Below are 21,754 nucleotides of genomic sequence, written 5' to 3' on the forward strand. Positions count from 1 at the left end.
AGGAGAATTGTGTTTGATAAAAAAAATTCTTCTCGCGTTTGATGGCTCGCAAAATGCGCTAAGGGCGGCTAAGTTTGCAGTTGATTTGCAGAAAAGCATACCGGAAGCCCGGTGTGTTATAATTATAGTAGCTTCCTTTACTAAGGATGAGGCAGAGTTCCTTGGCGCCAGTGCAACTGAATTTGACAATGCGCTGCAAATCAATACAAACCATATGCTGCAGAGTGCTATGGAATTATTTAAAAGCGAAGGATTAAAAGTGGAAAAGGTTACATTGCAGGGTGATATTGCCCAAAGTATCGTTGCCTATGCCGGGGAACATAATATTGATCTTATTGTCATGGGTACCCGGGGGCTGGGTAATGTAAAAGGAATGCTGCTGGGCAGTGTTAGCAATAAAGTCATTCACCTGGCACACTGCCCGGTAACCGTAGTAAAATAAAACAAGGTGATGCAATTGCGCTTTCTCAGCGTTGGTATGGGTGGAATTTTTGGCGCTCTGGCCCGTTATGCCGTAAGTTTATTATTAAATGATAAAGGCTTGCTTCCCTGGGGGACTTTTGCCGTAAATGTAGCAGGGTGTTTTTTTATTGCCTTATTCCTGACTCTGGTGCTGCATAAATTAAGCGGCCAGTCATTTTTCGTACTGGCCGTTGCCACCGGTTTTATCGGCTCATTTACCACTTTTTCAACGCTCAGTGTGGAAGGCATTGTGCTTTTTCAATCGTCCGCGCTTTTGGCGTTGCTTTACCTGGGGTTGACCCTTTTGGGGGGACTTGTTTTTACCTGGTTCGGTTATGCCGCCGGGCAATATATCTTAACCACCGGTTGGGGCGAAAGATGGATTGGCTTAAGTGCAAAGGGAGAGAGAAATGGTTGATTTGGTTGCAGTCGGCGCCGGCGGTTTTTTGGGCGCCACCGGCCGCTACTTAATTGGACGATTGCTTGGTAAAATATGGAGAAAGGGTTTTCCGCTGGGCACCTTTACAGTTAATATGCTGGGCAGTTTCGCCCTTGGCTTGCTGATGGGCCATCCCCATTTTATAGCTACGATAATGGAAGGCAGCGCCCGTGTAGCTTTAAGCGTGGGTTTCATGGGGTCCTTTACCACCTATTCCACCTTGATGTACGAAAGTTTTATGCTGGCCGAAAGGGGTAATTTGTTCCTGGGCGCCGCTAATATTTTTCTTTCCATTTCAACAGGCCTGCTTTTAGCCTGGTTGGCCATCTACTGTTTTTAAATTTTCTCTCCCGCCGGGAAGTCCCTGTCCTGAGCGTGCGAAGGGCGGTGATGAAAGGCGGGTTCGTCCACCCAACATTAAAAACGAATTAACAACGCCCTGGCGGGCGCGCTTTCCGCGCCGACCACTTTAAGCGGTGCCGCGCACAGCAAATAATCCCCTTCTGCGACTTCGGCCAGTCGCAGGCCCTCAATAATAATAATGCCGGCCTCAAATAATGTTTTATGAGTCGGGTGGCCGGGTTGTTCTCTTTCAATACCCAGGGCGTCAATGCCCACGCCTGAAACTCCCGCTTTCTCAAAATATGCCGCGCCGCTTTGTTCCAGGAAGACAAAATTAAAGTCAAAGCCCTGCTGATAAGAGTTGCTTGTTTTAAGCAAGATAAAAACATCAGGTTCAATTTCCTTTGCCGCCAGGTCTTGCGCGGTGATTTTTTCCGGCAGTCCGGTAAAATCCAGTACCCGGCACTTTGTAACAACTTTGTCCAGATTGATTTGGTCTACAGTGCTCCCACCCGGCAGCATGTGCAGGGGGGCGTCAACATGGGTACCGGTGTGCATGCCTAATGTTATTTCCGATTCGCAGTTGTTTGAATTGGAAAAATCCTGTATAAATTTTAACGCAGGCTTCTTTTCAGGTTTGTTTTTATAAACAGGCATAGCATGGTGTATACTCATGGAGATGTCTATTACTTTCATTCAATAACCTCCCCGGTATGCAGCCATTCTCTGCCGTCTCTTGCCAACAGGGTTTGTGCCGCAGCGGGACCGGTTGAACCGGCGGCGTAGTTGGGGAACTCAGGCTGCTGTTCCTGCCAGGCCGAGGCAATATTGTCGACAAACCTCCAGGAATATTCAACTTCATCCCACCGGGCAAACAAGGTGGAGTCACCCCTGAGTATGTCAAATAATAATCTTTCATATGCTTCCGGGGAATTGTTGTCCAGCCTGCAGTTTTGACAGAAATCCATTTGGACGGGGACAATAATGCTTTCAGTACCCGGTTTTTTGGCATTGAACTGAAAGAACACTCCTTCCTTCGGCTGTATTTTTATTACCAGCAGGTTGGGGTTTAATTGCCCGAACAGCCTGGCATAAAGTACCCGGGGTAAGGGTTTGAATTGAATGATGATTTCAGTTGATTTAACCGGTGCCCTTTTTCCGGTTCTGATGTAAAAAGGTACGTTGGCCCACCTGAAGCTGTGGATATTGGCCTTAAAAGCAACAAATGTTTCGGTGCCGGACGTGGGGGATACATTTTTTTCCTGCCGGTAACCGGATACAGGTTCGTTGTCGATATAACCGGGCCCGTATTGCCCGCGAACAACGTTTTTAAACGCATCATTGGGACTGAATTGCTCCAGGGACCGCAAAACTTTAACTTTTTCATCCCTGATCGATTCGGTGTCAAGGCTGGCCGGTGGTTCAATGGCGGTAAGGGTTAACAGCTGCAGCATGTGGTTTTGTACCATATCCCGCAGTGCCCCGGACTGTTCGTAGTAATTGCCCCTGGAACCCACGCCGACGGTTTCGCAGGAAGTAATCTGAACATTGTCGATAAACTGGTTGTTCCAAATCGGTTCGAAGAGCATGTTGGCGAATCTTATAACCATAATGTTCTGCAGCATTTCTTTGCCCAGGTAATGATCAATGCGATAGGTATTCCGTTCGCTGAAGACGCCGGTGATAACCCGGTTGAGTTTTTGGGCTGAAGGCAGATCCCGGCCGAAGGGTTTTTCAATAACCACCCTTTGCCAGGACCCCTGGTTTTTAGCCATGCCGTTGTCATTTAACCTTTGGGTTATAACATTAAAAAATTCCGGGGCCACGGCAAGGTAATAAATTCTGTTCCCTCCGGTACCATGCTTTTGTTCCAATTTATCCAGAAAAGTTTTAAGTTCGACGAAATCGCTGCTGTCCGTAAAGTTGAGTTTTTTGTAATATATTTTATCCCTGAGTTGGCTCCAGTTGGTTTCCTCCAGATCAAAACGGGCAAACTTGATAATCGATTCATAAACACCATAGTTGTACTCGTCACTGGCAATATCCCGTCTTCCCAGCGCAACTATAGCCAGGTTTGGAGGTAATTGATTTTGGCACAGCAAATTATAAAGCGCAGGCATTAACTTTCTGTGCGCAAGGTCTCCGGTGCCGCCAAAGATAACCAGTATGCATGAATTGTCAGCAAAATTATCTGTATGGGGCTCCAGTTGAAAGATGTTGCCGACGCATTCAATTAAATTAAGCTTTCTCAATGGCATGGCCCCCAAATTGATTGCGAAGTGCGGCCACCACCTTGCCGCTGAAGGTGTCCACCTGCTCCGACCGAAACCTGATAAATAGCGAATGTGAAATGATGGGGATGGGGGCTTTTAATTCCAAAGCTTCCTGGACAGTCCATAAACCTTCACCGGATGAGCGCATCACGCCTCTGATATCATCTAATTGGGGGTCACTGGCAAAGGCTATTTCAGTTAGTTCAATCAACCAGCTTCGGATTACTGAACCATTGTTCCACACTCTTGCCACATCCCGAAGATTAAAATTAAATCGGCTTTTTTCCAGTATTTCAAAGCCTTCTCCAATGGCCTGCATCATTCCATATTCAATTCCATTGTGAATCATCTTCACAAAATGGCCCGTACCGTTGGCTCCGGTATGAAGATATCCGTTTTCCACGCAAATGTCCTTGAACAGGGGCTCCAGGTATTGAAAAACTTCCTTTTCTGCGCCAATCATGGCGCAGGCTCCGTTTCTGGCCCCCTCCATTCCGCCGCTGGTGCCTACATCAACAAAATCAATAGCTTGTTGCTTGAGCTGATGATACCTTGTGATGCTGTCCTTGTAATTGGAGTTTCCGCCGTCGATAATAATATCCCGTTTTTGCAGCAAAGGGACAAGTTTATCTATCGTCTCATCAACGGGGTTCCCCGCAGGCACCATCAGCCACAGCACTTTCCTGGGGCCAAGCATGCCGACCAGTTGCTCCAGGCTGTCGGTGCCTTCAATCCCTTGACTTATCGCTTTCTCCACTGTTTTGCGGGTTCTGCTGTAACCAATAACGCTGTGACCATGGTCCTTTAGATTTAAAGCCAGGTTTAAGCCCATTTTCCCCAGACCAATCATGCCTATGTGCATGTTAACTCCCCTTAACTTTGTTAATATTTACAAGTTGAACTTATTTTTGCCCGGGAGATTATTTTTATGTAAGATTAAAATCATTGGTAAAATAATATAAAATAATAAAAAGAATAGTAGTCAGGAGACAGGAGTCAGGAGTCAGAATAAGAAAGGGAAAAAGTAAGAATTTCAGGATAGATGTCCATGCCGCTGGCGCGGCACCAGCAGTAAAGTAAAAAAGCCGGATTCCGTAGGGGCGGACGACTCTGTCCGCCCGCGGGTTGGCTACTAATGTAGCATACTAAGCTGCAAAACTTTTTTCAGGATAATTAAGAAGAACCGTATATCGTCTAATTTATTCTGAATTCTGACTACTGAATTCTGACTACTAGATAAGCAGTGAGGTGCCAAGTGATAGCAGAAATTATTTTTACGGGTACGGAATTGTTACTGGGGCAGATACTTAACACCAACGCCCAGTATCTGCAGCAAGAACTAAGCGCAATGGGAGTGGATCTGTTTTACCAGGTTACGGTTGGAGATAACCTGGAGCGCTGTGCGACTGCTATCAGACAAGCCTCAAAACGGGCAGATCTGATAATAATTTGCGGCGGGCTTGGTCCCACCGAGGATGACATTAGCCGTGAAGCGCTGGCTGAAGCGCTGCAGCTGCAGCTCGTTGAAGACCCGTTTGCTCTGACGGTTGTAACCAGGTTTTTTAAGGAGCGGGGAGTGCCCGTTTCCAGCAATAATTACAAGCAAGCGCTTGTACCACAGGGCGGGATTGCGGTTGATAACCCGGTAGGAACAGCACCGGGAATCATCCTGGAAAAGGACGGTAAAATATACATTCTGGTTCCCGGCCCGCCACCGGAGTTTGCCAAGATGGTCAGGGAAAAAATTATTCCCCATCTGTTGGATAAAATGAGTGAGCGTTCGGGCCTGATTATGTCTAGGGTGCTTAAATTTTGCGGCATTGGTGAGGCTTTAATAGATGAGAAACTCAGCGATCTGATCAAAAGCAATAACCCAACGGTGGCTCCCACGGCCAAATTTGCCGAAGTTCATTTAAGAATCACTGCCAAAGCAAAAGGGCCGGAGCAAGCCCAAAAAATGATTGATGAAATGGAAGCAAGAGTTAGGGAACGTCTTGGGTCATACATTTTTGGAACGAATAATGAAACTCTTCCGGCGGTTGTTATCAACCTGATCAGCAAAAAGAAAATGACTGTATCCATCATTGAGGACTTTACAGGCGGGCAGTTGGCCTACCAGTTATCTTCTGCCAAAGGCAGCGGCGGAGTTTTTAAATCCGGCCTGGTGGTTACAAATTTAAAGGCTGTTGAATTATTTAAAAACCTTAGTTGGGGCTCCGTCCCTGCAGATTTAAAGCAAAAGGCGGAATATCTGGCTGCCGCTGTCAGGAAAAAGTTTGACAGTGATATTGGTGTGGCGGTTACCGTTTTAAGTGATCCTGAACAAAAACTGGCGCAAACCAGCCACAGGTTTTTTATGGCAGCCGATTTCAACGGTGTCGAAATGTCCAGGGAGATGTTATTGTGGGGGGACAGGGACGATGCGGCGCAGCGTGCCACAACGGTAACATTGATGCTAATGTGGCGTTATTTAAAGCATGGAATCAAGTTTTAGTAAAATAATCTTTGGGGATGGTTATGTGGATCAAATTGAATTGATGTTGCCCGACGGATCATCATATAAAATTGAGAACAAACCGGGATTGACCTATATTATTGGACCTAACGGCACCGGTAAATCCTTTGCCTTAAAAAAATTTGCCCAGGAGAATACTGACCGGGCTTTGTACATTTTACCCTCCCGCGATGATATGAGGAGAAATCTGAATCCGGTGGTTCGCCGGGAGGAAGACGATTTTTTAAGGGAATGGCTGATTTATGATCATATTTGCCAATACTGGAACAGGGCGGTAAAACAACCAGGTTTACTGGCACTGGCATTTTCTTTTTTGGAAAGGCTGGGTGTTCCCCAGCGGGTGTCAGTGAGTTCTGAAGACGGCGCGGTTAAATTTTGCATGACTGATAACAAAGGCTGTCAGCTGCAGCCTTACGAGGCTCCCGGGTTATTAAATTTGCCCGTTTTGGGTATCGCGGTTTATGATCCGGATCGGAAGCTGGTTATTATTGATGAACCTGAACAATCACTGCATCCCCAGGCCCAACATATTTTTGTGCAGGTTTTGCGCGAGGTTGCCAGACTGCAGGGCAAACATTTTATTTTAATTACCCACTCTCCTTCAATGGTCGATTTACGAGATGCGGAAGATCTGGCCAGGGTGGTTTTCTTCCGCCGGCCCAAGAATTATATGCATGCGCGCAAGGTTTTTCAAATTTCCGCCGAGGATGCCCAACAATACGCAGAACTAATTCCCGGACTAACCACCTACAAGCGCGAGGTCTTTTTTGCCGACAAGGTTATTTTGGTGGAAGGACAGCATGACCGGGATGTGCTAATGGCATTGATTGACGCGGGAGGTTTCAGTGTTTCCCTGGCCAGGACGAGTGTGCTGCCGCTGGGTGGGGTTGGCTACATGGCCAAATATTCAGCCTTCTTTAAAGAGATCGGCGTCAAGCCCTTTGTTATTTGCGACCGGGATGTAGTTTACCCGTCATCATCTATCCGCTGGTACAGTGGGCGGATGGAGGGGGAAACTTTTGACTGGCGGGGTTGGGTTAACCTGTCTTATGCCAGGGCCTACGCATTGGGGCGGGAAACCGAGCCACCGCAGGACCTGCCCAGCTTAAGGCCCGCAGAGTTTGATCTGCTTGAACAATTGGTATCCGAGTTGCGCCGAAAGACCAAAAGAGCAATGAATTATGTAGAAAAGAACAGGGTGTTGTTGACGGTAATTGGTTCCCTTTCCGACCTGCTTGCGGAAATTAGTAAAAAAGTTGAAAATCTGGACTACCGTGAGTACAGGGCATTCCATTTCCTGATGACGGTGGTTTTAAACCATCAAGACTGGATGGGCAGCCCGGCGGAAGACGTTTTTTCGGAAATGCTTATAGCTTACAATAAAATGGAGGCCCAGGCTGATAAACTTGATATCTTGATTTTAAAGCGCGGCAGGCTCGAGGATATCTACGTGCACAGCGGTAGGCTGGAGTTTTCCAAAACAGAAAAATCGCTGCGTGAGGCCGCGGACATCAGGAGTCTTTACAGTGGGCGGCAGGAGCAGATAGATCTGGATTATTGCGACTTGATTCGGCCCTTAAGCAGCAAGCGCTTTCTTATCCGCATGAATAATGGCATTCCCCATGAGGCGGCGGCGGTACTGTCAGGAAAAATACATGAGATATATGATTTTCTCTTTGGCGACGGCCAGTTAATTGACCGGATAAATATATTAGAAAACAGCGGTAAATTGGAGGAAATCTCATCCGGGGCCCGGGTGGTGGAATGTTTGCCGCAGGACAGCCCAACCCGGGTAACCCTGGAAATTCCTCTTTTAAAAGGTTATCTTGGAGTTGACGGTCGAATAACGATGTCAGCGCATACCCGCCCCGAGGTATTCAATCTTCTTTACAGAGGGCCGGCCAGGTAAACAGGAGATGCCGCTACCGCGGCATCTCTTAGTCGTCTATAATATTTTCCAGTTCTTCTTTAGCCAATTCACCTAAGCTCATATCTCCTTCCTTCCGGTCGTCCAATGGCGCGGGAGGGGCTTCTCTGCCGGGTATTCTATGAGCTGCCCTTAAATCCTGCTCCACGTGATCTTTACCTGCCAGCATATAATCTGCATCTAACCCAAATGATTCAGTTCTTTTATTATTTTCCAAATTAATCACCTCGTTTATATTCTGTGACAAATGATAGAAATTATCACATTTTCACATAAACTTTAAAAAATTTGCATATATTGCCAGGTTTTTTTATGGTATTTAGTAAATACTTTTTAATAAACGGTAAAATAATAAATTACTAACATTAAAAGGAGGAATGAGTCTTGTGAAGCCTACAGGAATTGTCAGACGGATCGACGAATTGGGCCGTGTTGTTATTCCTAAAGAAATTAGGCGCACAATGAGAATTCGCGACGGTGAGCCTCTTGAGATTTACGTTGACAGGGAAGGAGAAGTCATCTTAAAAAAATATGCCCCTATCAACGACCTTGGGCAATTTGCCAAGGAATACACAGAATCTCTCCATGAAGTACTTGGGCATGTTGTTTGTGTTGCCGACAAAGATGAAGTAATTGCTGTTACCGGACGCTATAAAAAAGAGCTGCTTAACAAATCCATTGGCGGTACAATTGCGGATATTATCAACAATCGTGAGAATAGAATCATAAATCAAGAGCATAGTATTACTGAAGATCAATTCGTATTTTCAAACAGTGTGGTATCTCCTATTATTGCCAACGGGGAATCAATTGGTGCGGTAATAATCACCTCGAAGGAAGCGGGAGCAAAAATGGGGGACCTGGAAAACAAACTTGCTTCTACCGCAGCGTCTTTTTTGGCGAAACAAATGGAATCTACAAGATAAATAAATAGAAAATTCAGTTAATTTGCAGGTGTTTTACTGTGTGCTTGATAATTTATTCAAGCATCTTTTTTGTGTAATTTGTTTTATTAACAAAAATAAGCTGGCTTAGACTCAAAAAATAAGGTAACTTTAATATTATAGCTATTGAAAATTAAGGGGAGAGACTCATGAACCGATTGTTTAAAGAAGAGGCTCTTATTTTTTTGCAGGAGCGAAAACTTAATGAACTGGCTGATGTAATAATTAAGAAAAGAAGCCGGATTAAAAATTTACTAAGACTTTTATACAGTACTGACGCTATCTTGCGCTGGAGGGCAATAGAAGCCGTTGGTGTCGTTGTGGACAAACTGGCTGATAATGATTATGAAGCGGCCCGGAATATTATCCGTTCATTATTCTGGTCAATTAACGACGAATCCGGCGGTATAGGGTGGAGTGCGCCTGAGTGTATAGGTGAAATAATTTACCGCAGACCGGTAGACTTTAAAGAATTTGCTTCCATTATCATATCTTTTACCGATGAGGAGATGCTTCTTCCCGGCGTGTTATGGGCGGCAGGAAGAATAGCACAGGCTGATCCGGAACTGGTTAGGGAGTTTGTCCCTGAATTAGTTGGATACATTGACAATCCGAATCCGGTGGTGCGGGGTTATATACTGAGGTTTTTATACATAATTGGGGAAAAGGCCCCGCTGGACTATAATAGTTGTTTGCTGGATGATTTTAACATGGTGCCGGTTTATGAAAACGGGTTTTTAAAAGAAACTTCGGTTGCGGAACTGGCCAGATTGCATATCCAAAGATAAACTGAAAAAATTTCGCAGCTGATAAAAAAAATATATAATCGCAGGAGAAAATTTTAGTTTAACCTATTTATTACCCTTTTATAACTCAAAAAAAAGGACATTATAATAGTTGGAGGTGAATCACTTGTCAAAAGAATTTTTAAATGGCTTAAAGTTTTCTGTGATTCAGGAACTTCCGGAGTTTGCAGGAATTGTTAACGAGGGCCAGTATCAACAAAGGCTGAATGACTTTAAGTTTGAAGTGGCCCAAGAAGTTGGTATTCCCCTATCGCAAGGCTATAACGGAAATTTAAAGTCAAAAGATGCAGGAGTTATCGGCGGGCACATTGGAGGTAAAATTGGCGGTCACATGGTAAGGGAAATGATAAGGGCTTATGAAGCTTCTTTAACTTAGTTTTTCAGCCGGGGCGGGTAACCGCCCTTTTTTATATATTTTCTGTACAAGAAGCAAAAAGATCAGCTGCGGCATAAAATACTTTACAAATGTTGATTTATATTATAACATTCAAATAAATGTTTTAATGTTGAGGTGTTTAAATGACTGCGTTTGATAAACACGTTTGCGAAATTTTTTGTTTTGACGAGGAAAAAGTTAACCGTATCAAGCGGGAAGTGACAGTTACGGAAGGACTCGGTCAAATGTTTAAAGCCCTGGGGGATGAGACCAGAATCAAAATAATCTACGCGCTCTCCCGTGAGGAATTATGTGTATGTGATGTGGCGCAAATTATCAATGCAACAGTGGCGGCAGCATCACACCACCTGCGTTTGTTAAAAGCCCAGGGACTGGCAAAGAGCAGAAAACAAGGGAAAATGGTTTTTTATTCTTTAGATGATGCATGTGTTAAGACAATTATTGAAGCTGCCTTGGAGCACTTTAAAGGGGAACACGGTAAGAAGCGGTAACGCGATTAGATTTGTTGGAGGTTTGGTTGAATGACAAAATGCAATGGACATTATTGCGGGTGTAACAGAAAAGAGACGCAAAGCTCCGGGTGCGCTGTTATAACCTCGAATGAGCTGGCCGCAGCATATGATGGTTTAGAAGATGATGATTGGGGAGATGTGGAAAATATCCACACTGACAGTTTTCGGCTTGTTGGACTGGACTGTGCGGATTGTGCGGCCAAATTGGAGAAAAATATAGCTCAATTATCCGGAGTAAGGACTGTGAAAATGAATTTCGGCGCCTCAAAAATGTTAGTGGAACATACAATTGGTGCCGGCAAAATTATCAAAAGGGTGGAAGAAGCCGGATATAGAGCAACCTTGGACGTACCGGGACAATCAGTAAGGAATACGGTTTTCCGGCTATCCGGAGTTGATTGTGCTGACTGCGCAGCTAAACTTGAACAAAAAATATCAGGCATGAGCGGGGTAGAAAGCGCAATAATTAATTTTGGCGCTGCCAAAATGACAGTACGCCATACCGTAGGAGTGGACGAAATTATCCGGGGCGTTCAGGAATCCGGTTATAAAGCTGAGCGGGAAGGTGCTGCTGTTGATACTGGTAGCCGCAGATCCTTCTGGCAAGACCGCAAGTTAATGCTGACCGTTCTTTCCGGTCTTTTTGTTTTGTCGGGGTTTACGGCCTCCGTCCTCAGTGCGCCAAGTTTGGCTGTGCCGGCGTTATATCTGGCGGCCATGCTTTCCGGCGGTTTATTTGTGGCTAAAAATGCTTACTATTCTTTAAAATCGTTTAGTTTAGACATGAATGTATTGATGACAATTGCTGTTGTCGGAGCCTCCGCCATCGGCGAGTGGGCCGAAGGGGCGGTGGTGGTTTTTCTTTTCGCTTTAGGCAACACCCTTCAGGCTTATAGTATGGAAAAAACCAGAAATTCAATCCGGGCGCTTATGGAGCTTTCACCCGCCGAGGCTCTGGTGCGGCGCGGCGGCCGGGAAATGATGCTTCCGGTGGAAGATATTGTGGTCGGCGATATTGTAATCATCAAGCCTGGTGAAAGAATTGCTGTTGACGGCCGGGTGACCACAGGCGTTTCAATGGTTAATCAGGCACCCATTACCGGCGAGTCGATGCCGGTAGAAAAAACACCGGGTATCGAGGTGTTTGCCGGTACTATTAATGAAGAGGGCTCTCTGGAGATAGAAGTAACCAAAGCTGCAAGGGATACTATGCTGGCCAGGATTATTGATATGGTTGAAGAAGCGCAGGGGCAAAGGGCTCCTTCACAACAATTTGTGGATATTTTTGCCAAGTATTACACGCCCGCAGTTGTAGCGGCGGCAGTGGCCATTGCGGTTATTCCGCCTCTTTTTCTGGGATTGGAGTTAAAACCCTGGCTTGAAAAGGCATTAATTCTTCTGGTGATTGCCTGCCCGTGTGCACTGGTTATCTCTACTCCGGTAGCAATAGTTTCAGCCATAGGCAGCGCAGCCCGCCGCGGCGTCCTGATTAAGGGAGGTGCTTATTTGGAAGCAGCCGGTGCATTAAAAGTATTGGCTTTTGATAAGACCGGCACCTTGACCGAGGGACGCCCAGAGGTAACGGATATTATTGCTTTGGCAGGTCATACCGGAATGGATGTATTAATTGTTGCTGCAGCAGTGGAAAACAGGTCCCAGCACCCACTGGCACGCGCGGTTATCAGGTACGCCGGACAAATGGGCGTCAATCTCCCGGAAAGCAGTGACTTTCAATCTATTACCGGAAAAGGTGCCAGAGCGGTTGTAGATGGCCAATGCTATTATATCGGCAGCCCTAAATTGTTTATTGAATTACATTTGGATATAACTGCCGTGGAAGAAGCTGTTGTTAAACTACAAAAGGAAGGCAAAACAGTAATCATTGTGGGATCAGCCCATGGAATAATGGGAATAATCGCCGTTGCCGACAGATTGCGTCCCAACAGTACCGGGGCGTTAAAAGGCTTGCGCCCGGCTGGTATCCAAAAAATTGTCATGTTAACCGGGGATAATAAAATTACTGCCGAGGCCATAGCCTCAGACCTGAGTTTAGACGCCTACCATGCGGATTTATTGCCGGGGGATAAATTTGAGGTTATAAAAAAATTGCAATCACAATTTGGTAATGTGGGGATGGTAGGTGATGGAGTCAATGATGCTCCGGCCCTGGCTGCGGCAAATATCGGCATTGCCATGGGAGGGGCCGGCACGGATACGGCCCTGGAAACTGCGGATATTGCCCTGATGGCTGATGACCTGGCCAAATTACCCTACACTATTAGACTTAGCCGGCGGGCATTAGGGATTATTAAACAAAATATTGCTTTTGCACTGCTGGTAAAAGCGGTATTTATTGCAGGCACCTTTTGGGGTATTACCAACCTGTGGATGGCTGTATTTGCCGATACCGGAGCAGCACTGCTGGTAATAGCCAACGGTATGCGCCTGATGCGGGTAAACGACAATCAATGAGATTAAATTTTTTTTATGTTTTTTTTGTCAAACCCTCCAATAATCTGCATTTTTATGCGAAAATATAATATAGGTTCCGACAATAAAAACGCCAAGTATTTAAAAACTCGAAAAAGGAGGTATTAAGCTACTAAATTCAATTGATTATTTGAACAAATACACCGAATCCCCAAATTAGGGAGCGGGGGAACCATTATAGGAACCATTAATAGGGGTGAATTGCTTATTTACTGCAAGGGGCTATCTTTCGGTCCTAACCCGGCAGCTAACCTCGTAGGTGTAGAAAGGGACAAAAATGACAAAAGCATTAACATTTGTTTGTACTTTGGTTTTTGTTACCATTCTATGGGGTGTTACTGCGCCTGCTTACGCTGATACTTATTACGATGTGCAACCCGGTGATACCCTTTGGCAGATTTCCAAACTACATGGAATTTCAGTGGAGCAAATTCAAACATCAAATTCTTTAAACTCCACCATGATTCACCCGGGGCAAAAATTGCTGATCACTGGCAGTGCTCCGGCTGCCCAACCGATTACGGTATCCAGGGGGACAAGCCGTGCGGAAATGGTTATTGACTATGCCAGAACTCTTATCGGTGCCCCTTATGCTTATAGGGGCCAGTCACCTGCTGGTTTTGACTGTTCAGGCTACGTCCAATATGTTTTTAAAAACTTTGGAGTGGACATGCCCCGTACAGCTTCCGAACAATTTAACATTGGTACAAAAGTGAATTCCAGTGAAGCGAGGCCGGGAGATATCGTGGCGTTTGCCAGCGGAGGGGCTATCAACCATACCGGAATTTATCTGGGAGGAGGCAGTTTCATCAGTTCAACTTCCAGTCACGGTGTTGATATTGCGCCGGTCTTTGGTTCATATTGGGCCAACCACTTTTATGGTTTCAGCAGAATTATACCCTAGATTAAAAGAAAAAACTTCCGGTTGCTCCGGAAGTTTTTTCTTTTAAGCGTATGTTCTAAATAATTCATATTTCTATTGGCAATAATAAAATGAATTCAATTAAGAAGGAGGAAAATATGTTATGTCTCATGTAACTAAATGCATGTGCGAGGAATGCCATTATAACGAAAATTTTAACTGTCATGCTGATGGAATTGAGGTTAAGTCAAGTGGAGATAACAAGATAGAAACTTCGGATGGCACCTGCTGCAATACGTTCAAACCAAAGGGTTAAATAAAAAACGTATGCTTTTAAGTACTATAATTTCCAGGCCCTGGGTTAATCCCGGGGCTTTTTAAATTCATATCCTAAATTTATCTGTTGGATTAGGAAAAAATGAATAAACTATAGTAAAGTTAATTTGATAGAAACACATAGGAGGGTTTTCATGAAAAAAAGTTTAGGTGCCAAAACAATTGCTTACCCGACACCTGTTTTCATCATTGGATCTTATGATGCGGAGGGTAGAGCAAATGTAATGACTGCTGCCTGGGGTGGAATTTGCTGTTCCAAGCCGCCGTGCATGTGCATTTCATTAAGAAAGGCGACGTATACCTATCAGAATATTATCAGTAGAAAAGCATATACAATCAATATACCTTCTGAAGATTTGGCCTTTGCAGCCGACTATTTTGGTTTGGTTTCCGGAAAGGACGAAGACAAGCTGGTAAAAGCGGGGCTAACGGCAGTTAAAAGTGATCTGGTGGAGGCACCGTACGTCAAAGAGTTTCCCATGGTAATAGAATGCAAGTTGATTCACACTTTGGAAATTGGTTTTCATACACAATTTATTGGTGAAATTTTAGATGTTAAAGTTGACGAATCGGCTGTTGATTCAAAAGGAATTCCCAAATTAGATGTAGTAAAGCCTATGGTTTATGCGCCCGAAGTAGGAAAATATTTTGGTTTTGGCCGTGAGGTTGGCGCTGCCTTTCAGATGGGCAAAACGATAAAAGAACGGTAATTACCCAAAGCCTCTGTATGGCTGCTGCCAAACAGGGGCTTTGTTTGCTAAAGTACCAGCTCTTGTTTTACATTCCCTTTCAAGTCCAGAACATGCGTGCCGCAATTTAAACAGGGGTCAAAGGAACGAACAGTGCGGCCCAGCATGGTATAGATTAAATCAGGCCGGTGGATCTCCGTGCCGATTAGTGCGCTTTCTACCGGGCTATGCTGGCCAGATGAATCTCGGGGTGAAAAATTCCAACAGGTGGGGGTTATAATATTATATTTAATCACCTGGTCATTTTGGATGATTGCGCTGTGAAGAAGAGTACCCCGCATGGAATCAGTAATTGCCGTTGCATGTGTTTTAACCGGGATGCTTTTTTGTACAATAGGCGGGGGGCCTGGTTGAAGTCTCTGCAGCCAATCTTGCATTAATTCAGTTATTAGCAATGTTTCTAAAGTCCGGGCATATATCCGGTCCATCGTTGAAGTGCCGCCGTTATACCGGCCATTGATAATCATTCGTGCCAGCGGTCCCACTTGATAGTATTGCCCGGCATATTTTACTGCGATCACGTATGAATAAGCTCCGGCTTTATGGGGGTCAGGCTGTAATTCATGATTATTAATTGAATACCAGGAGTTTATAATACTCTCGCTGATTAAATCCAATCTCGGGACAGATAAATTATGGCCTTCCAATACACCGCCTTTTAGAAGAAAAACTTCGTTTTTAAGACCAAACCTAAAAAGCCCGAAGGAAAGCAAACGTTTAGGCGTAAGCCCTATTGTAAAGTAATCGCCATAGGCCTTGGCTATTAATTCGGTATCAGGCGCCATACAGCTTTTGACGAAATTGCTGATTGAATCCAGCAAAAACATAGCCCTGTTGACCTTATCTGCAGTTGGGGCTATAGCTACACCGCCGTGCAGGAAACTGTGCTGGTGGGGAGCTTTGCCACCGAAGATGGTAACTATCTCATGGCATCTTTGAGCAGCCTTTATTGCTTCATAATAGTGTTCAACCAATCTTTGGTTATCCTCTGGATTTAACCGGGCATCGGTGAGGTTCTGTCCTTGAAACGGAGGCCGTTCCGGCATCTTTACAAAGTCAGGCATACTGAATAAATAAAAATGCCTGATGTGGTTCTGCAAGAAGTCTGCGGCATACATAATATTACGCAGGTACTGGGCGTTTTCGGATAGGTCGTTGTCATAGATCTCATCCAGCAGGTAGCTGGCCACAGCACCGTGGGCCAGTGAACAAATCCCGCATACCCTTTGGGTTAAATACACTGCGTCAGTGGCTTTTCTGTCCCGCATAATATACTCAAAGCCTCTGAACATTGTGCTGCCGGCTTTAGCATCAATAACCCTGCCATTTTCGATTACGACATCCACCGATAAAAGGCCGCTCAACCGGGTAACAGGGCTGAACATTACCCGCTGTTTGCTCATTATTAAACTCCTTTCCCTTGAAAAAGATTGGAAGCGCCTGGCTTTCTATCTTTTTCACCTGCTTTTTCGCTTAATGGAGTAAAAAAAGGTGCAGATCCGTCGGGAAAATCTTCATTAGTGCAGCCTATACAGGGTGTATTTGCCTTGACCGGCCAGTTTGTGTAATTAACCCACTGTCTGTATGGGCAGTCCGCGCCGGTTACAGGTCCCATACAACCCTGGGAAAACATGCACTCTATATCTCCCGGTTTTTCCGCATAATCTTGCTTGTCAAAATATGAGCGGCGCTGGCAATGCCGGTGCACCGTGTACCCGTAAAATAGGGCCGGTCTGTTTAATCTGTCAAGCTCTGGCAGACCATACATTAAAAGGTGGGCTAAAGTACCCACAAACCAGTCGGGATTGACGGGACAACCGCTGACGTTAATAACTTCTCTGGAGAGAACATCTCTGACACCAACGCTTCCTGTGATATTAGGACGGGCGGCAGAAACACCTCCAAAGCTGGCACAGGTGCCGATGGCCACCACGTATTGGGCTAAATTTCCCAAGTTTGTTACTGCTTCCAGTGCGGTAATAGGCCTGTTATTAGTCAGGGCAATAGAACATAATAAGCCGTTATTATTAACGGGGATTGCGCCCTCGACTACGAGTGTAAACCTGTCCCTGTACAGTAAGGAAACTTGCTCCAGTATATTAAGCGCATCCGGGCCTTGGGCAGCCATAAAGGTATTACTGAAATGAAGATCAATCATATCGGATAAAACCTGGCCCAGATAGGGGAAAGTTGTATTCATGAAAGAAATGTTATTATCGCCGCTGTCATTTGTCTCAAGCCAGATTACAGGAAGCCTGTTCCTTTTGTTTTTTATCATGTGCTCTTTAACAATGGGTAATATAGTGCCGGTAAGCTCATGCTCATCACTTTGAGCCAGGTTGCGGCACAGTTCGGTAAACTTTTCTTTTTGCATATATAACTCCCCGGAAAAAATTTATTATTATAAATATGTTTTGGCAGATAAAAAAAGTTCGAAAATAATTTTCACCGCATAATCTCTAATATGAAAAATTTACAATATCGGGTGCTGATACTGGGAATGGGTAATTTAATCATGTCAGATGATGGCCTGGGTGTTTACGCTGTTAATGAACTTAAAAAACAGCAATGGCCGCCAGGGGTGTCAATATTAGAGGTGGGGACTTCCGTAATTAATTATCTGGAGGAGATAAGCCGGTCCCAAAATATTATTATCGTAGACGCGGTCAGATTTGATTATCGTCCCGGAAGGATCTACCGCTTCAATTTTAATGATATAGAATACTGGCCCAATGCAGCACTAGATGCCCATGGCATGTCACTGCCTGCTATTATAAAAATGGCCAGGGAAATTACCAACCTTCCGACAAACATAATTATTTGTGGAATTGAACCTGTGTATGTATTTCTAGGCAACCGGTTTTCAGAACCGGTAAGTAAATCGCTGCCTTTGTTGATAAAAAAGATTTCATATGAAGCACGAAAATTATTAGCAGAGGTACCTTTTAATCCCTCCATGGAATAATATGTAAAAATATTATTCCATGGAGGGATGATGGGGTGTATAATGATTATTGGCAAAAGGTGGTGCATGGTTTAAAAGCCGCCTTGTTAGATGAACGGTCAACAGTGATTTTTTATGCGCAGTTGCGCGATATGTCCAGGTCATTTGCCGGAGTTGACGCTTTTGCGGAGGCCCGTAAAGATGAGCTTGATCACGCCAGGGAGATTACCAAATTGCTTGAGGAGTTAACGGGAATGACACCTTCTGAGGCAGTTCAGCTGGTTTATCCCCCTAAATACAAAAGTTATTGTGAAGGGCTTGCGCATGCCGTTCAGGGAGAAAGAAATGCTTTAACTGAGTATTCTGAGATAATAAAATTATCTCCTTATGGATACGTAAACGAAGCTTTAACGGAGATTATCAGCGATGAGGAAGTGCACCTGGCGAAATTTAATAAATTATATGAAATTGAATGTCAATACAACCACTATCAACCTTATCAAAAAGAACAAAAGGAACAAATGGTAAAAACAGACCAAAAGGGCCAAGAAGATGATGGAAACAATTAATGAGAGGAATATAAATAGCTGCGCATACAATAAGCCGCGCAGCTATTAAAATTTTTATGCCACTTTAATTTGGAGGAGTATTGCTTTTTTCGTATTGTAATAATCTCCGTTCTCCTTCCAGGGCTCTTAATGCCGTTATGTCCTGACTTACCTCCATTGTCCCCATATATTTACCGTGCTCATCCTTAACGGCCAAATATTTTATATAGATAAACTTGCCGTTTAGTTCAAGCCAGAAATCAGCAGTATTATGCTTGCCGCTTTTAAAGTCGTTTACTATTTTCTCAACAACATGAACGCTCTCAGGCGGGTGGCAGTTTTGCACTTTCCGGCCGATAATAGATTTTGTGCGGGTAAAAACCCTTTCCTTGGTTTGGGAAAAATAACGCACTTCATCATTTTCATCAACAAAGGTAATATCCACGGGCAGGTTGGTAAGAAGCGCATTGATCTGTTGCGGAGTCAATGCGCCGGTATCAAGTTCAACCGCGCTGCTTTTATTATTAATACCGGTAAACTTAGCGGCTGTGGCCTCAGGTTGCCAGAAATCCGCCCCCGGTACCGAAAATACCTCCCCGAATTCTGCTTCCTGCTCTTTAATTTCCGCCCATTCCTGATCGGTCAGGGACTCCTTTAACATTGGCGATAAAATAGCTTCTTCCTTATAAAACATTTCAGTCACTTTATTTTTAATTTTTGAAAATAGCTCCTCTGCGGTAGTAGTTGCTTGGCTATTTTCTTGCTCAAGATTTTTTAAGCTGTTTTTTAACTCTTTGAGCATGCCCCGAATTTCGTCGTCCACCGACCACATGACAGAGGGAGGGCCGGTAATACCACGTCTTTCAAGGTAAGGGAAAATAATGTTTTCTTTTTTGCTGAAATGTTTGTCCAAGTTTTGGCTGAAGAAATCTAGACTTTTACGTAATTCACCAATAGGAACCTTTTGTCCGGCGGACGCGGTTAACCCTTCGATTTGATCATCGATTTCGTCAAGGAGTTTTCTTGCTTCATCGTTTTCATGCTTTAGCGTATATAAAGGATGACCTGGTTGATACTCAGGTTGTTCATTTTGGGATAAAGCATCCCTGAAAACAGCGGCATGCACGTCGCAAAGTTTTTTTATCTCCTCCGGCGGCATACCTTCTGTGATGAGCCGCTGTTCCATATCGGCAATTTCTGTCGCATCGATTCCTTGCACAAGTTCACTAAATTCCTTTTTAACCTCATTGAAATCCCTGCCGTTATGCAGGTCTTGGATCAGCCCTTTTAGGATTTTCTGCTTATATTCATGATTCTGCAGATACTCACTCATTTTATCCTCCAAATTCTTAGTGATTTTTGTTTAAAATTGCTGCCAGATCTTCGTCAGGCGTGGTGATAGGCTTAATGTTGAAGTTTTGAACCAGGACATCCAAAACGTTGGGTGAGATAAAAGCCGGTAAGCTCGGGCCAAGACGGATGTCTTTAATTCCCAGATAAAGAAGCGTGAGCAGGATGGCCACCGCTTTTTGTTCATACCAGGATAAGACCATGTGCAGGGGCAGGTCATTTACCCCACAGTCAAATGCTTTGGCCAGGGCAAGTGCAATCTGAATGGCTGAATAGGCATCGTTGCATTGCCCAATGTCAATAAGCCGGGGTATGCCCTCAATTTCTCCCATGTCTAAGTCAAAGAAACGGAACTTGCCGCAAGCCAGGGTTAAAACCACTGAGTCACCGGGCACTTTTTGAACAAATTCAGTAAAGTAATTGCGCCCGGGCTTGGCGCCGTCACACCCTGCCACCAGGAAGAAGTGTTTAATCGCACCTTTCTTAACCAGGTCAATAATTTTATCCGACACACCAAATAAAGCGCTGCGCCCAAAGCCAACCATCACTGTCCCCTTATCTTCGTCAACAGGAAAGCCCGGCAGCTCCAGCGCTTTTTCGATGACAGGGCTAAACTGCCCGTTTTCCACGTGCCTGACACCAGGCCAGCCCACCAGGCCGGTGCTGAAAATGTTATCATGGTAGGATTTTTGGGGCTCCTGCATGCAGTTGGTGGTCATAAGAATGGCCCCGGGGAAATTGGGGAACTCTTTTTTCTGGTTTTGCCAGGCTGTGCCAAAGTGCCCGTATAAATGCCGATGCTTTTTCAAGCCGGGATAACCGTGGGCAGGCAGCAATTCACCGTGGGTATAAATGTTTATATTTTTACCTTCGGTTTGTTCAAGCAGGTCGGATAAGTCTTTAAGGTCATGGCCGGATACCAGAATACACTTGCCCTGTTTATGCCCCAAAGGTACCGGGGTGGGAACCGGATGTCCGAAAGCGTCAGTGTTGGCTTTGTCCAGAAGTTCAAGGGTTTTTAAGTTAATCTCACCGCATTTAAGCACCATGTTAAGCCAATCGTTCATGGAAAGATCTTTTTTGGTCAATGCCGCCATTGCTTCGTGGATGAAAGCGTAGATACTGTCATCTTCCTGGCCTAAAATGCGGGCATGGTCGGCGTAAGCTGAGACACCCTTGATACCGTAAACAAGGATCAACTGCAGTGACTGAATATCCTCGTCAGCCTGGCGGTCGATAATAAGGCCCATATCTTCACCTTGTTTAATGAGGCTGTTTAGATCAGCGTCAGGTGTAAAGGCAGCTGAAGGGTCGGAAAAATCGACCTTGCCGCCCGCATTGCTTACCTGGCCTTTTAATTGCTCCCTGAGTTCAACACAACGATTAATTAAACTCTGAAATCTTTCAGGGTCAAAGTCTACATTTGTAAGTGTGGAAAAAATGGCTTTGACTGTGAAGGCATTAACTTGCTGATTCACAATGCCAAGTTTGCGCCCTTCATTGGCATGTAATGATAACCCTTTAACTGCATGCAGCAATAAATCCTGAAGAGACGAAACTTCCGGAGTCTTACCACATACGCCGGCAATAGTACAGGCTGTTCCTTTAGCGGTTTGCTCGCATTGATTACAAAACATTCCCATGCTGATTAGATCTCCTTTTTTGGATTTTATCCATTGATACTTGTGATAATTTTTTACTAAAGTAAATTATTTTATAAATTTAATCGTTAAAAAATTTGACGATGAGGCCTAATTCCACGTATTGGATAATTTACCGGTAATATATAGCGTTTGTCACCCTTTAAAACAGGTATGAAGTTCGAACAATTGTATGAGGAACCGGGTAAGTTATTTAT

Annotated in this window: 23 protein-coding genes and 1 riboswitch; of the genes, 15 read left to right on the forward strand and 8 right to left on the reverse strand. The window is 44.6% G+C overall.

The features are described 5' to 3' along the window. The first annotated feature begins 13 nt into the window (after positions 1–13). Genes BM056_RS21750 through BM056_RS21760 form a run of 3 tightly spaced genes read left to right on the forward strand, consistent with a single transcriptional unit; the run spans position 14 to position 1,241 of the window. Positions 14–442, forward strand: coding sequence for a universal stress protein (locus tag BM056_RS21750; protein ID WP_165613658.1), 429 nt, complete (start codon positions 14–16; stop codon positions 440–442). Positions 443–478: 36 nt separating this feature from the next. After that, positions 479–880: a fluoride efflux transporter FluC gene (locus tag BM056_RS21755; protein ID WP_165613659.1), complete on the forward strand. Its 402-nt coding sequence runs from the start codon at positions 479–481 to the stop codon at positions 878–880. Continuing rightward, positions 873–1,241: a fluoride efflux transporter FluC gene (locus BM056_RS21760; RefSeq protein ID WP_092474454.1), complete on the forward strand. Its 369-nt coding sequence runs from the start codon at positions 873–875 to the stop codon at positions 1,239–1,241. Before BM056_RS21755 ends, BM056_RS21760 begins: the two co-directional genes overlap by 8 nt. Before the next feature lie 77 nt (positions 1,242–1,318). Here BM056_RS21760 and BM056_RS21765 read toward each other — a convergent pair whose 3' ends face one another. From BM056_RS21765 to gnd, 3 genes are read right to left on the reverse strand one after another with little or no spacing between them, the layout of a single operon-like run. After that, the gene (locus tag BM056_RS21765; protein ID WP_092474456.1) at positions 1,319–1,939 is read right to left on the reverse strand and encodes a cyclase family protein; all 621 of its coding nucleotides are present in this window, start codon (positions 1,937–1,939) and stop codon (positions 1,319–1,321) included. After that, entirely contained in the window at positions 1,936–3,495 is a 1,560-nt protein-coding gene (gene zwf, locus BM056_RS21770; RefSeq protein WP_238456599.1) for a glucose-6-phosphate dehydrogenase, read from the reverse strand. The genes BM056_RS21765 and zwf overlap by 4 nt, the downstream gene beginning before the upstream one ends. Beyond that, positions 3,482–4,378 carry a phosphogluconate dehydrogenase (NAD(+)-dependent, decarboxylating) gene (gnd, locus tag BM056_RS21775; protein ID WP_092474459.1) on the reverse strand — a complete coding sequence of 299 codons (897 nt, stop codon included), beginning with the start codon at positions 4,376–4,378 and terminating at the stop codon, positions 3,482–3,484. Before gnd ends, zwf begins: the two co-directional genes overlap by 14 nt. 393 nt (positions 4,379–4,771) lie before the next feature. On the opposite strand from gnd, the gene BM056_RS21780 reads away from it, so the two are divergent. Together BM056_RS21780 and BM056_RS21785 are read left to right on the forward strand one after the other, a co-directional pair. Next, the gene (locus tag BM056_RS21780; RefSeq protein ID WP_165613660.1) at positions 4,772–6,010 is read left to right on the forward strand and encodes a competence/damage-inducible protein A; all 1,239 of its coding nucleotides are present in this window, start codon (positions 4,772–4,774) and stop codon (positions 6,008–6,010) included. Further along, on the forward strand, positions 5,994–7,940 hold the full coding sequence (locus tag BM056_RS21785) for an ATP-dependent nuclease (RefSeq protein ID WP_238456600.1): 1,947 nt from the start codon (positions 5,994–5,996) through the stop codon (positions 7,938–7,940). The genes BM056_RS21780 and BM056_RS21785 overlap by 17 nt, the downstream gene beginning before the upstream one ends. A 28-nt stretch (positions 7,941–7,968) precedes the next feature. On the opposite strand, the gene BM056_RS21790 is transcribed toward BM056_RS21785, so the two are convergent. Beyond that, a complete protein-coding gene (locus tag BM056_RS21790; protein WP_092474463.1) occupies positions 7,969–8,175 on the reverse strand; it encodes a hypothetical protein in 207 nt (68 codons plus the stop codon). A gap of 169 nt (positions 8,176–8,344) precedes the next feature. Here BM056_RS21790 and spoVT point away from each other — a divergent pair, with 169 nt between their 5' ends. The 8 genes from spoVT (at position 8,345) to BM056_RS21830 (ending at position 15,015) form a co-directional block, all read left to right on the forward strand. After that, the gene (spoVT, locus tag BM056_RS21795) at positions 8,345–8,884 is read left to right on the forward strand and encodes a stage V sporulation protein T (RefSeq protein WP_092474465.1); all 540 of its coding nucleotides are present in this window, start codon (positions 8,345–8,347) and stop codon (positions 8,882–8,884) included. Positions 8,885–9,051: 167 nt separating this feature from the next. Then, a complete protein-coding gene (locus BM056_RS21800) occupies positions 9,052–9,690 on the forward strand; it encodes a DVU0298 family protein (protein WP_092474467.1) in 639 nt (212 codons plus the stop codon). A gap of 124 nt (positions 9,691–9,814) precedes the next feature. Beyond that, entirely contained in the window at positions 9,815–10,084 is a 270-nt protein-coding gene (locus BM056_RS21805; protein ID WP_174549994.1) for an alpha/beta-type small acid-soluble spore protein, read from the forward strand. A 143-nt stretch (positions 10,085–10,227) separates the two neighbouring features. Further along, positions 10,228–10,596 (forward strand): ArsR/SmtB family transcription factor, encoded by a 369-nt coding sequence (locus tag BM056_RS21810; RefSeq protein WP_092474469.1) that lies wholly within the window; start codon positions 10,228–10,230, stop codon positions 10,594–10,596. 30 nt (positions 10,597–10,626) lie between these two features. Further along, a complete protein-coding gene (locus BM056_RS21815) occupies positions 10,627–13,089 on the forward strand; it encodes a heavy metal translocating P-type ATPase (protein ID WP_092474471.1) in 2,463 nt (820 codons plus the stop codon). A 149-nt stretch (positions 13,090–13,238) separates the two neighbouring features. Continuing rightward, positions 13,239–13,384: riboswitch (cyclic di-AMP (ydaO/yuaA leader) on the forward strand. Next, the gene (locus tag BM056_RS21820) at positions 13,385–14,011 is read left to right on the forward strand and encodes a C40 family peptidase (protein ID WP_092474473.1); all 627 of its coding nucleotides are present in this window, start codon (positions 13,385–13,387) and stop codon (positions 14,009–14,011) included. A gap of 121 nt (positions 14,012–14,132) precedes the next feature. Further along, the gene (locus tag BM056_RS21825) at positions 14,133–14,285 is read left to right on the forward strand and encodes a DUF1540 domain-containing protein (protein ID WP_092474475.1); all 153 of its coding nucleotides are present in this window, start codon (positions 14,133–14,135) and stop codon (positions 14,283–14,285) included. A gap of 154 nt (positions 14,286–14,439) precedes the next feature. Then, positions 14,440–15,015, forward strand: coding sequence for a flavin reductase family protein (locus tag BM056_RS21830; RefSeq protein ID WP_092474477.1), 576 nt, complete (start codon positions 14,440–14,442; stop codon positions 15,013–15,015). Between the two features lie 47 nt (positions 15,016–15,062). Here the strand turns inward: BM056_RS21830 and BM056_RS21835 are convergent, their stop codons facing one another. Together BM056_RS21835 and BM056_RS21840 are read right to left on the reverse strand one after the other, a co-directional pair. Next, a complete protein-coding gene (locus tag BM056_RS21835) occupies positions 15,063–16,457 on the reverse strand; it encodes a nickel-dependent hydrogenase large subunit (protein WP_092474479.1) in 1,395 nt (464 codons plus the stop codon). A 2-nt stretch (positions 16,458–16,459) separates the two neighbouring features. Then, the gene (locus BM056_RS21840; RefSeq protein WP_092474481.1) at positions 16,460–17,428 is read right to left on the reverse strand and encodes a hydrogenase small subunit; all 969 of its coding nucleotides are present in this window, start codon (positions 17,426–17,428) and stop codon (positions 16,460–16,462) included. Between the two features lie 90 nt (positions 17,429–17,518). Between BM056_RS21840 and BM056_RS21845 the strand changes: the two genes are divergently transcribed. After that, on the forward strand, positions 17,519–18,019 hold the full coding sequence (locus BM056_RS21845) for a hydrogenase maturation protease (protein WP_092474483.1): 501 nt from the start codon (positions 17,519–17,521) through the stop codon (positions 18,017–18,019). Between the two features lie 35 nt (positions 18,020–18,054). Then, positions 18,055–18,567: a ferritin-like domain-containing protein gene (locus tag BM056_RS21850; RefSeq protein ID WP_114319308.1), complete on the forward strand. Its 513-nt coding sequence runs from the start codon at positions 18,055–18,057 to the stop codon at positions 18,565–18,567. 64 nt (positions 18,568–18,631) lie between these two features. On the opposite strand, the gene BM056_RS21855 is transcribed toward BM056_RS21850, so the two are convergent. Together BM056_RS21855 and hcp are read right to left on the reverse strand one after the other, a co-directional pair. Next, the gene (locus tag BM056_RS21855) at positions 18,632–19,879 is read right to left on the reverse strand and encodes a DUF438 domain-containing protein (RefSeq protein ID WP_092474485.1); all 1,248 of its coding nucleotides are present in this window, start codon (positions 19,877–19,879) and stop codon (positions 18,632–18,634) included. Between the two features lie 16 nt (positions 19,880–19,895). Beyond that, positions 19,896–21,533, reverse strand: a complete 1,638-nt coding sequence (gene hcp, locus BM056_RS21860; protein ID WP_092474570.1) for a hydroxylamine reductase — start codon at positions 21,531–21,533, stop codon at positions 19,896–19,898. Between the last annotated feature and the right edge of the window lie 221 nt (positions 21,534–21,754).

It is taken from the genome of Desulfotruncus arcticus DSM 17038 (genome assembly GCF_900113335.1).
Taxonomy (GTDB): Bacteria; Bacillota; Desulfotomaculia; order Desulfotomaculales; family Desulfallaceae; genus Desulfotruncus; species Desulfotruncus arcticus.

Excerpts from the sequence above, each read along its gene's own strand:
- BM056_RS21755 (WP_165613659.1), top strand. The coding sequence starts at position 479 with ATGGGTGGAATTTTTGGCGCTCTGGCCCGTTATGCCGTAAGTTTATTA.
- BM056_RS21760 (WP_092474454.1), top strand. The coding sequence starts at position 873 with ATGGTTGATTTGGTTGCAGTCGGCGCCGGCGGTTTTTTGGGCGCCACC.
- BM056_RS21765 (WP_092474456.1), bottom strand. The coding sequence starts at position 1,939 with ATGAAAGTAATAGACATCTCCATGAGTATACACCATGCTATGCCTGTT.
- gnd (WP_092474459.1), bottom strand. The coding sequence starts at position 4,378 with ATGCACATAGGCATGATTGGTCTGGGGAAAATGGGCTTAAACCTGGCT.
- BM056_RS21785 (WP_238456600.1), top strand. The coding sequence starts at position 5,994 with ATGGAATCAAGTTTTAGTAAAATAATCTTTGGGGATGGTTATGTGGAT.
- BM056_RS21800 (WP_092474467.1), top strand. The coding sequence starts at position 9,052 with ATGAACCGATTGTTTAAAGAAGAGGCTCTTATTTTTTTGCAGGAGCGA.
- BM056_RS21810 (WP_092474469.1), top strand. The coding sequence starts at position 10,228 with ATGACTGCGTTTGATAAACACGTTTGCGAAATTTTTTGTTTTGACGAG.
- BM056_RS21815 (WP_092474471.1), top strand. The coding sequence starts at position 10,627 with ATGACAAAATGCAATGGACATTATTGCGGGTGTAACAGAAAAGAGACG.
- BM056_RS21820 (WP_092474473.1), top strand. The coding sequence starts at position 13,385 with ATGACAAAAGCATTAACATTTGTTTGTACTTTGGTTTTTGTTACCATT.
- BM056_RS21825 (WP_092474475.1), top strand. The coding sequence starts at position 14,133 with ATGTCTCATGTAACTAAATGCATGTGCGAGGAATGCCATTATAACGAA.
- BM056_RS21830 (WP_092474477.1), top strand. The coding sequence starts at position 14,440 with ATGAAAAAAAGTTTAGGTGCCAAAACAATTGCTTACCCGACACCTGTT.
- BM056_RS21835 (WP_092474479.1), bottom strand. The coding sequence starts at position 16,457 with ATGAGCAAACAGCGGGTAATGTTCAGCCCTGTTACCCGGTTGAGCGGC.
- BM056_RS21840 (WP_092474481.1), bottom strand. The coding sequence starts at position 17,428 with ATGCAAAAAGAAAAGTTTACCGAACTGTGCCGCAACCTGGCTCAAAGT.
- BM056_RS21845 (WP_092474483.1), top strand. The coding sequence starts at position 17,519 with ATGAAAAATTTACAATATCGGGTGCTGATACTGGGAATGGGTAATTTA.
- BM056_RS21855 (WP_092474485.1), bottom strand. The coding sequence starts at position 19,879 with ATGAGTGAGTATCTGCAGAATCATGAATATAAGCAGAAAATCCTAAAA.
- hcp (WP_092474570.1), bottom strand. The coding sequence starts at position 21,533 with ATGTTTTGTAATCAATGCGAGCAAACCGCTAAAGGAACAGCCTGTACT.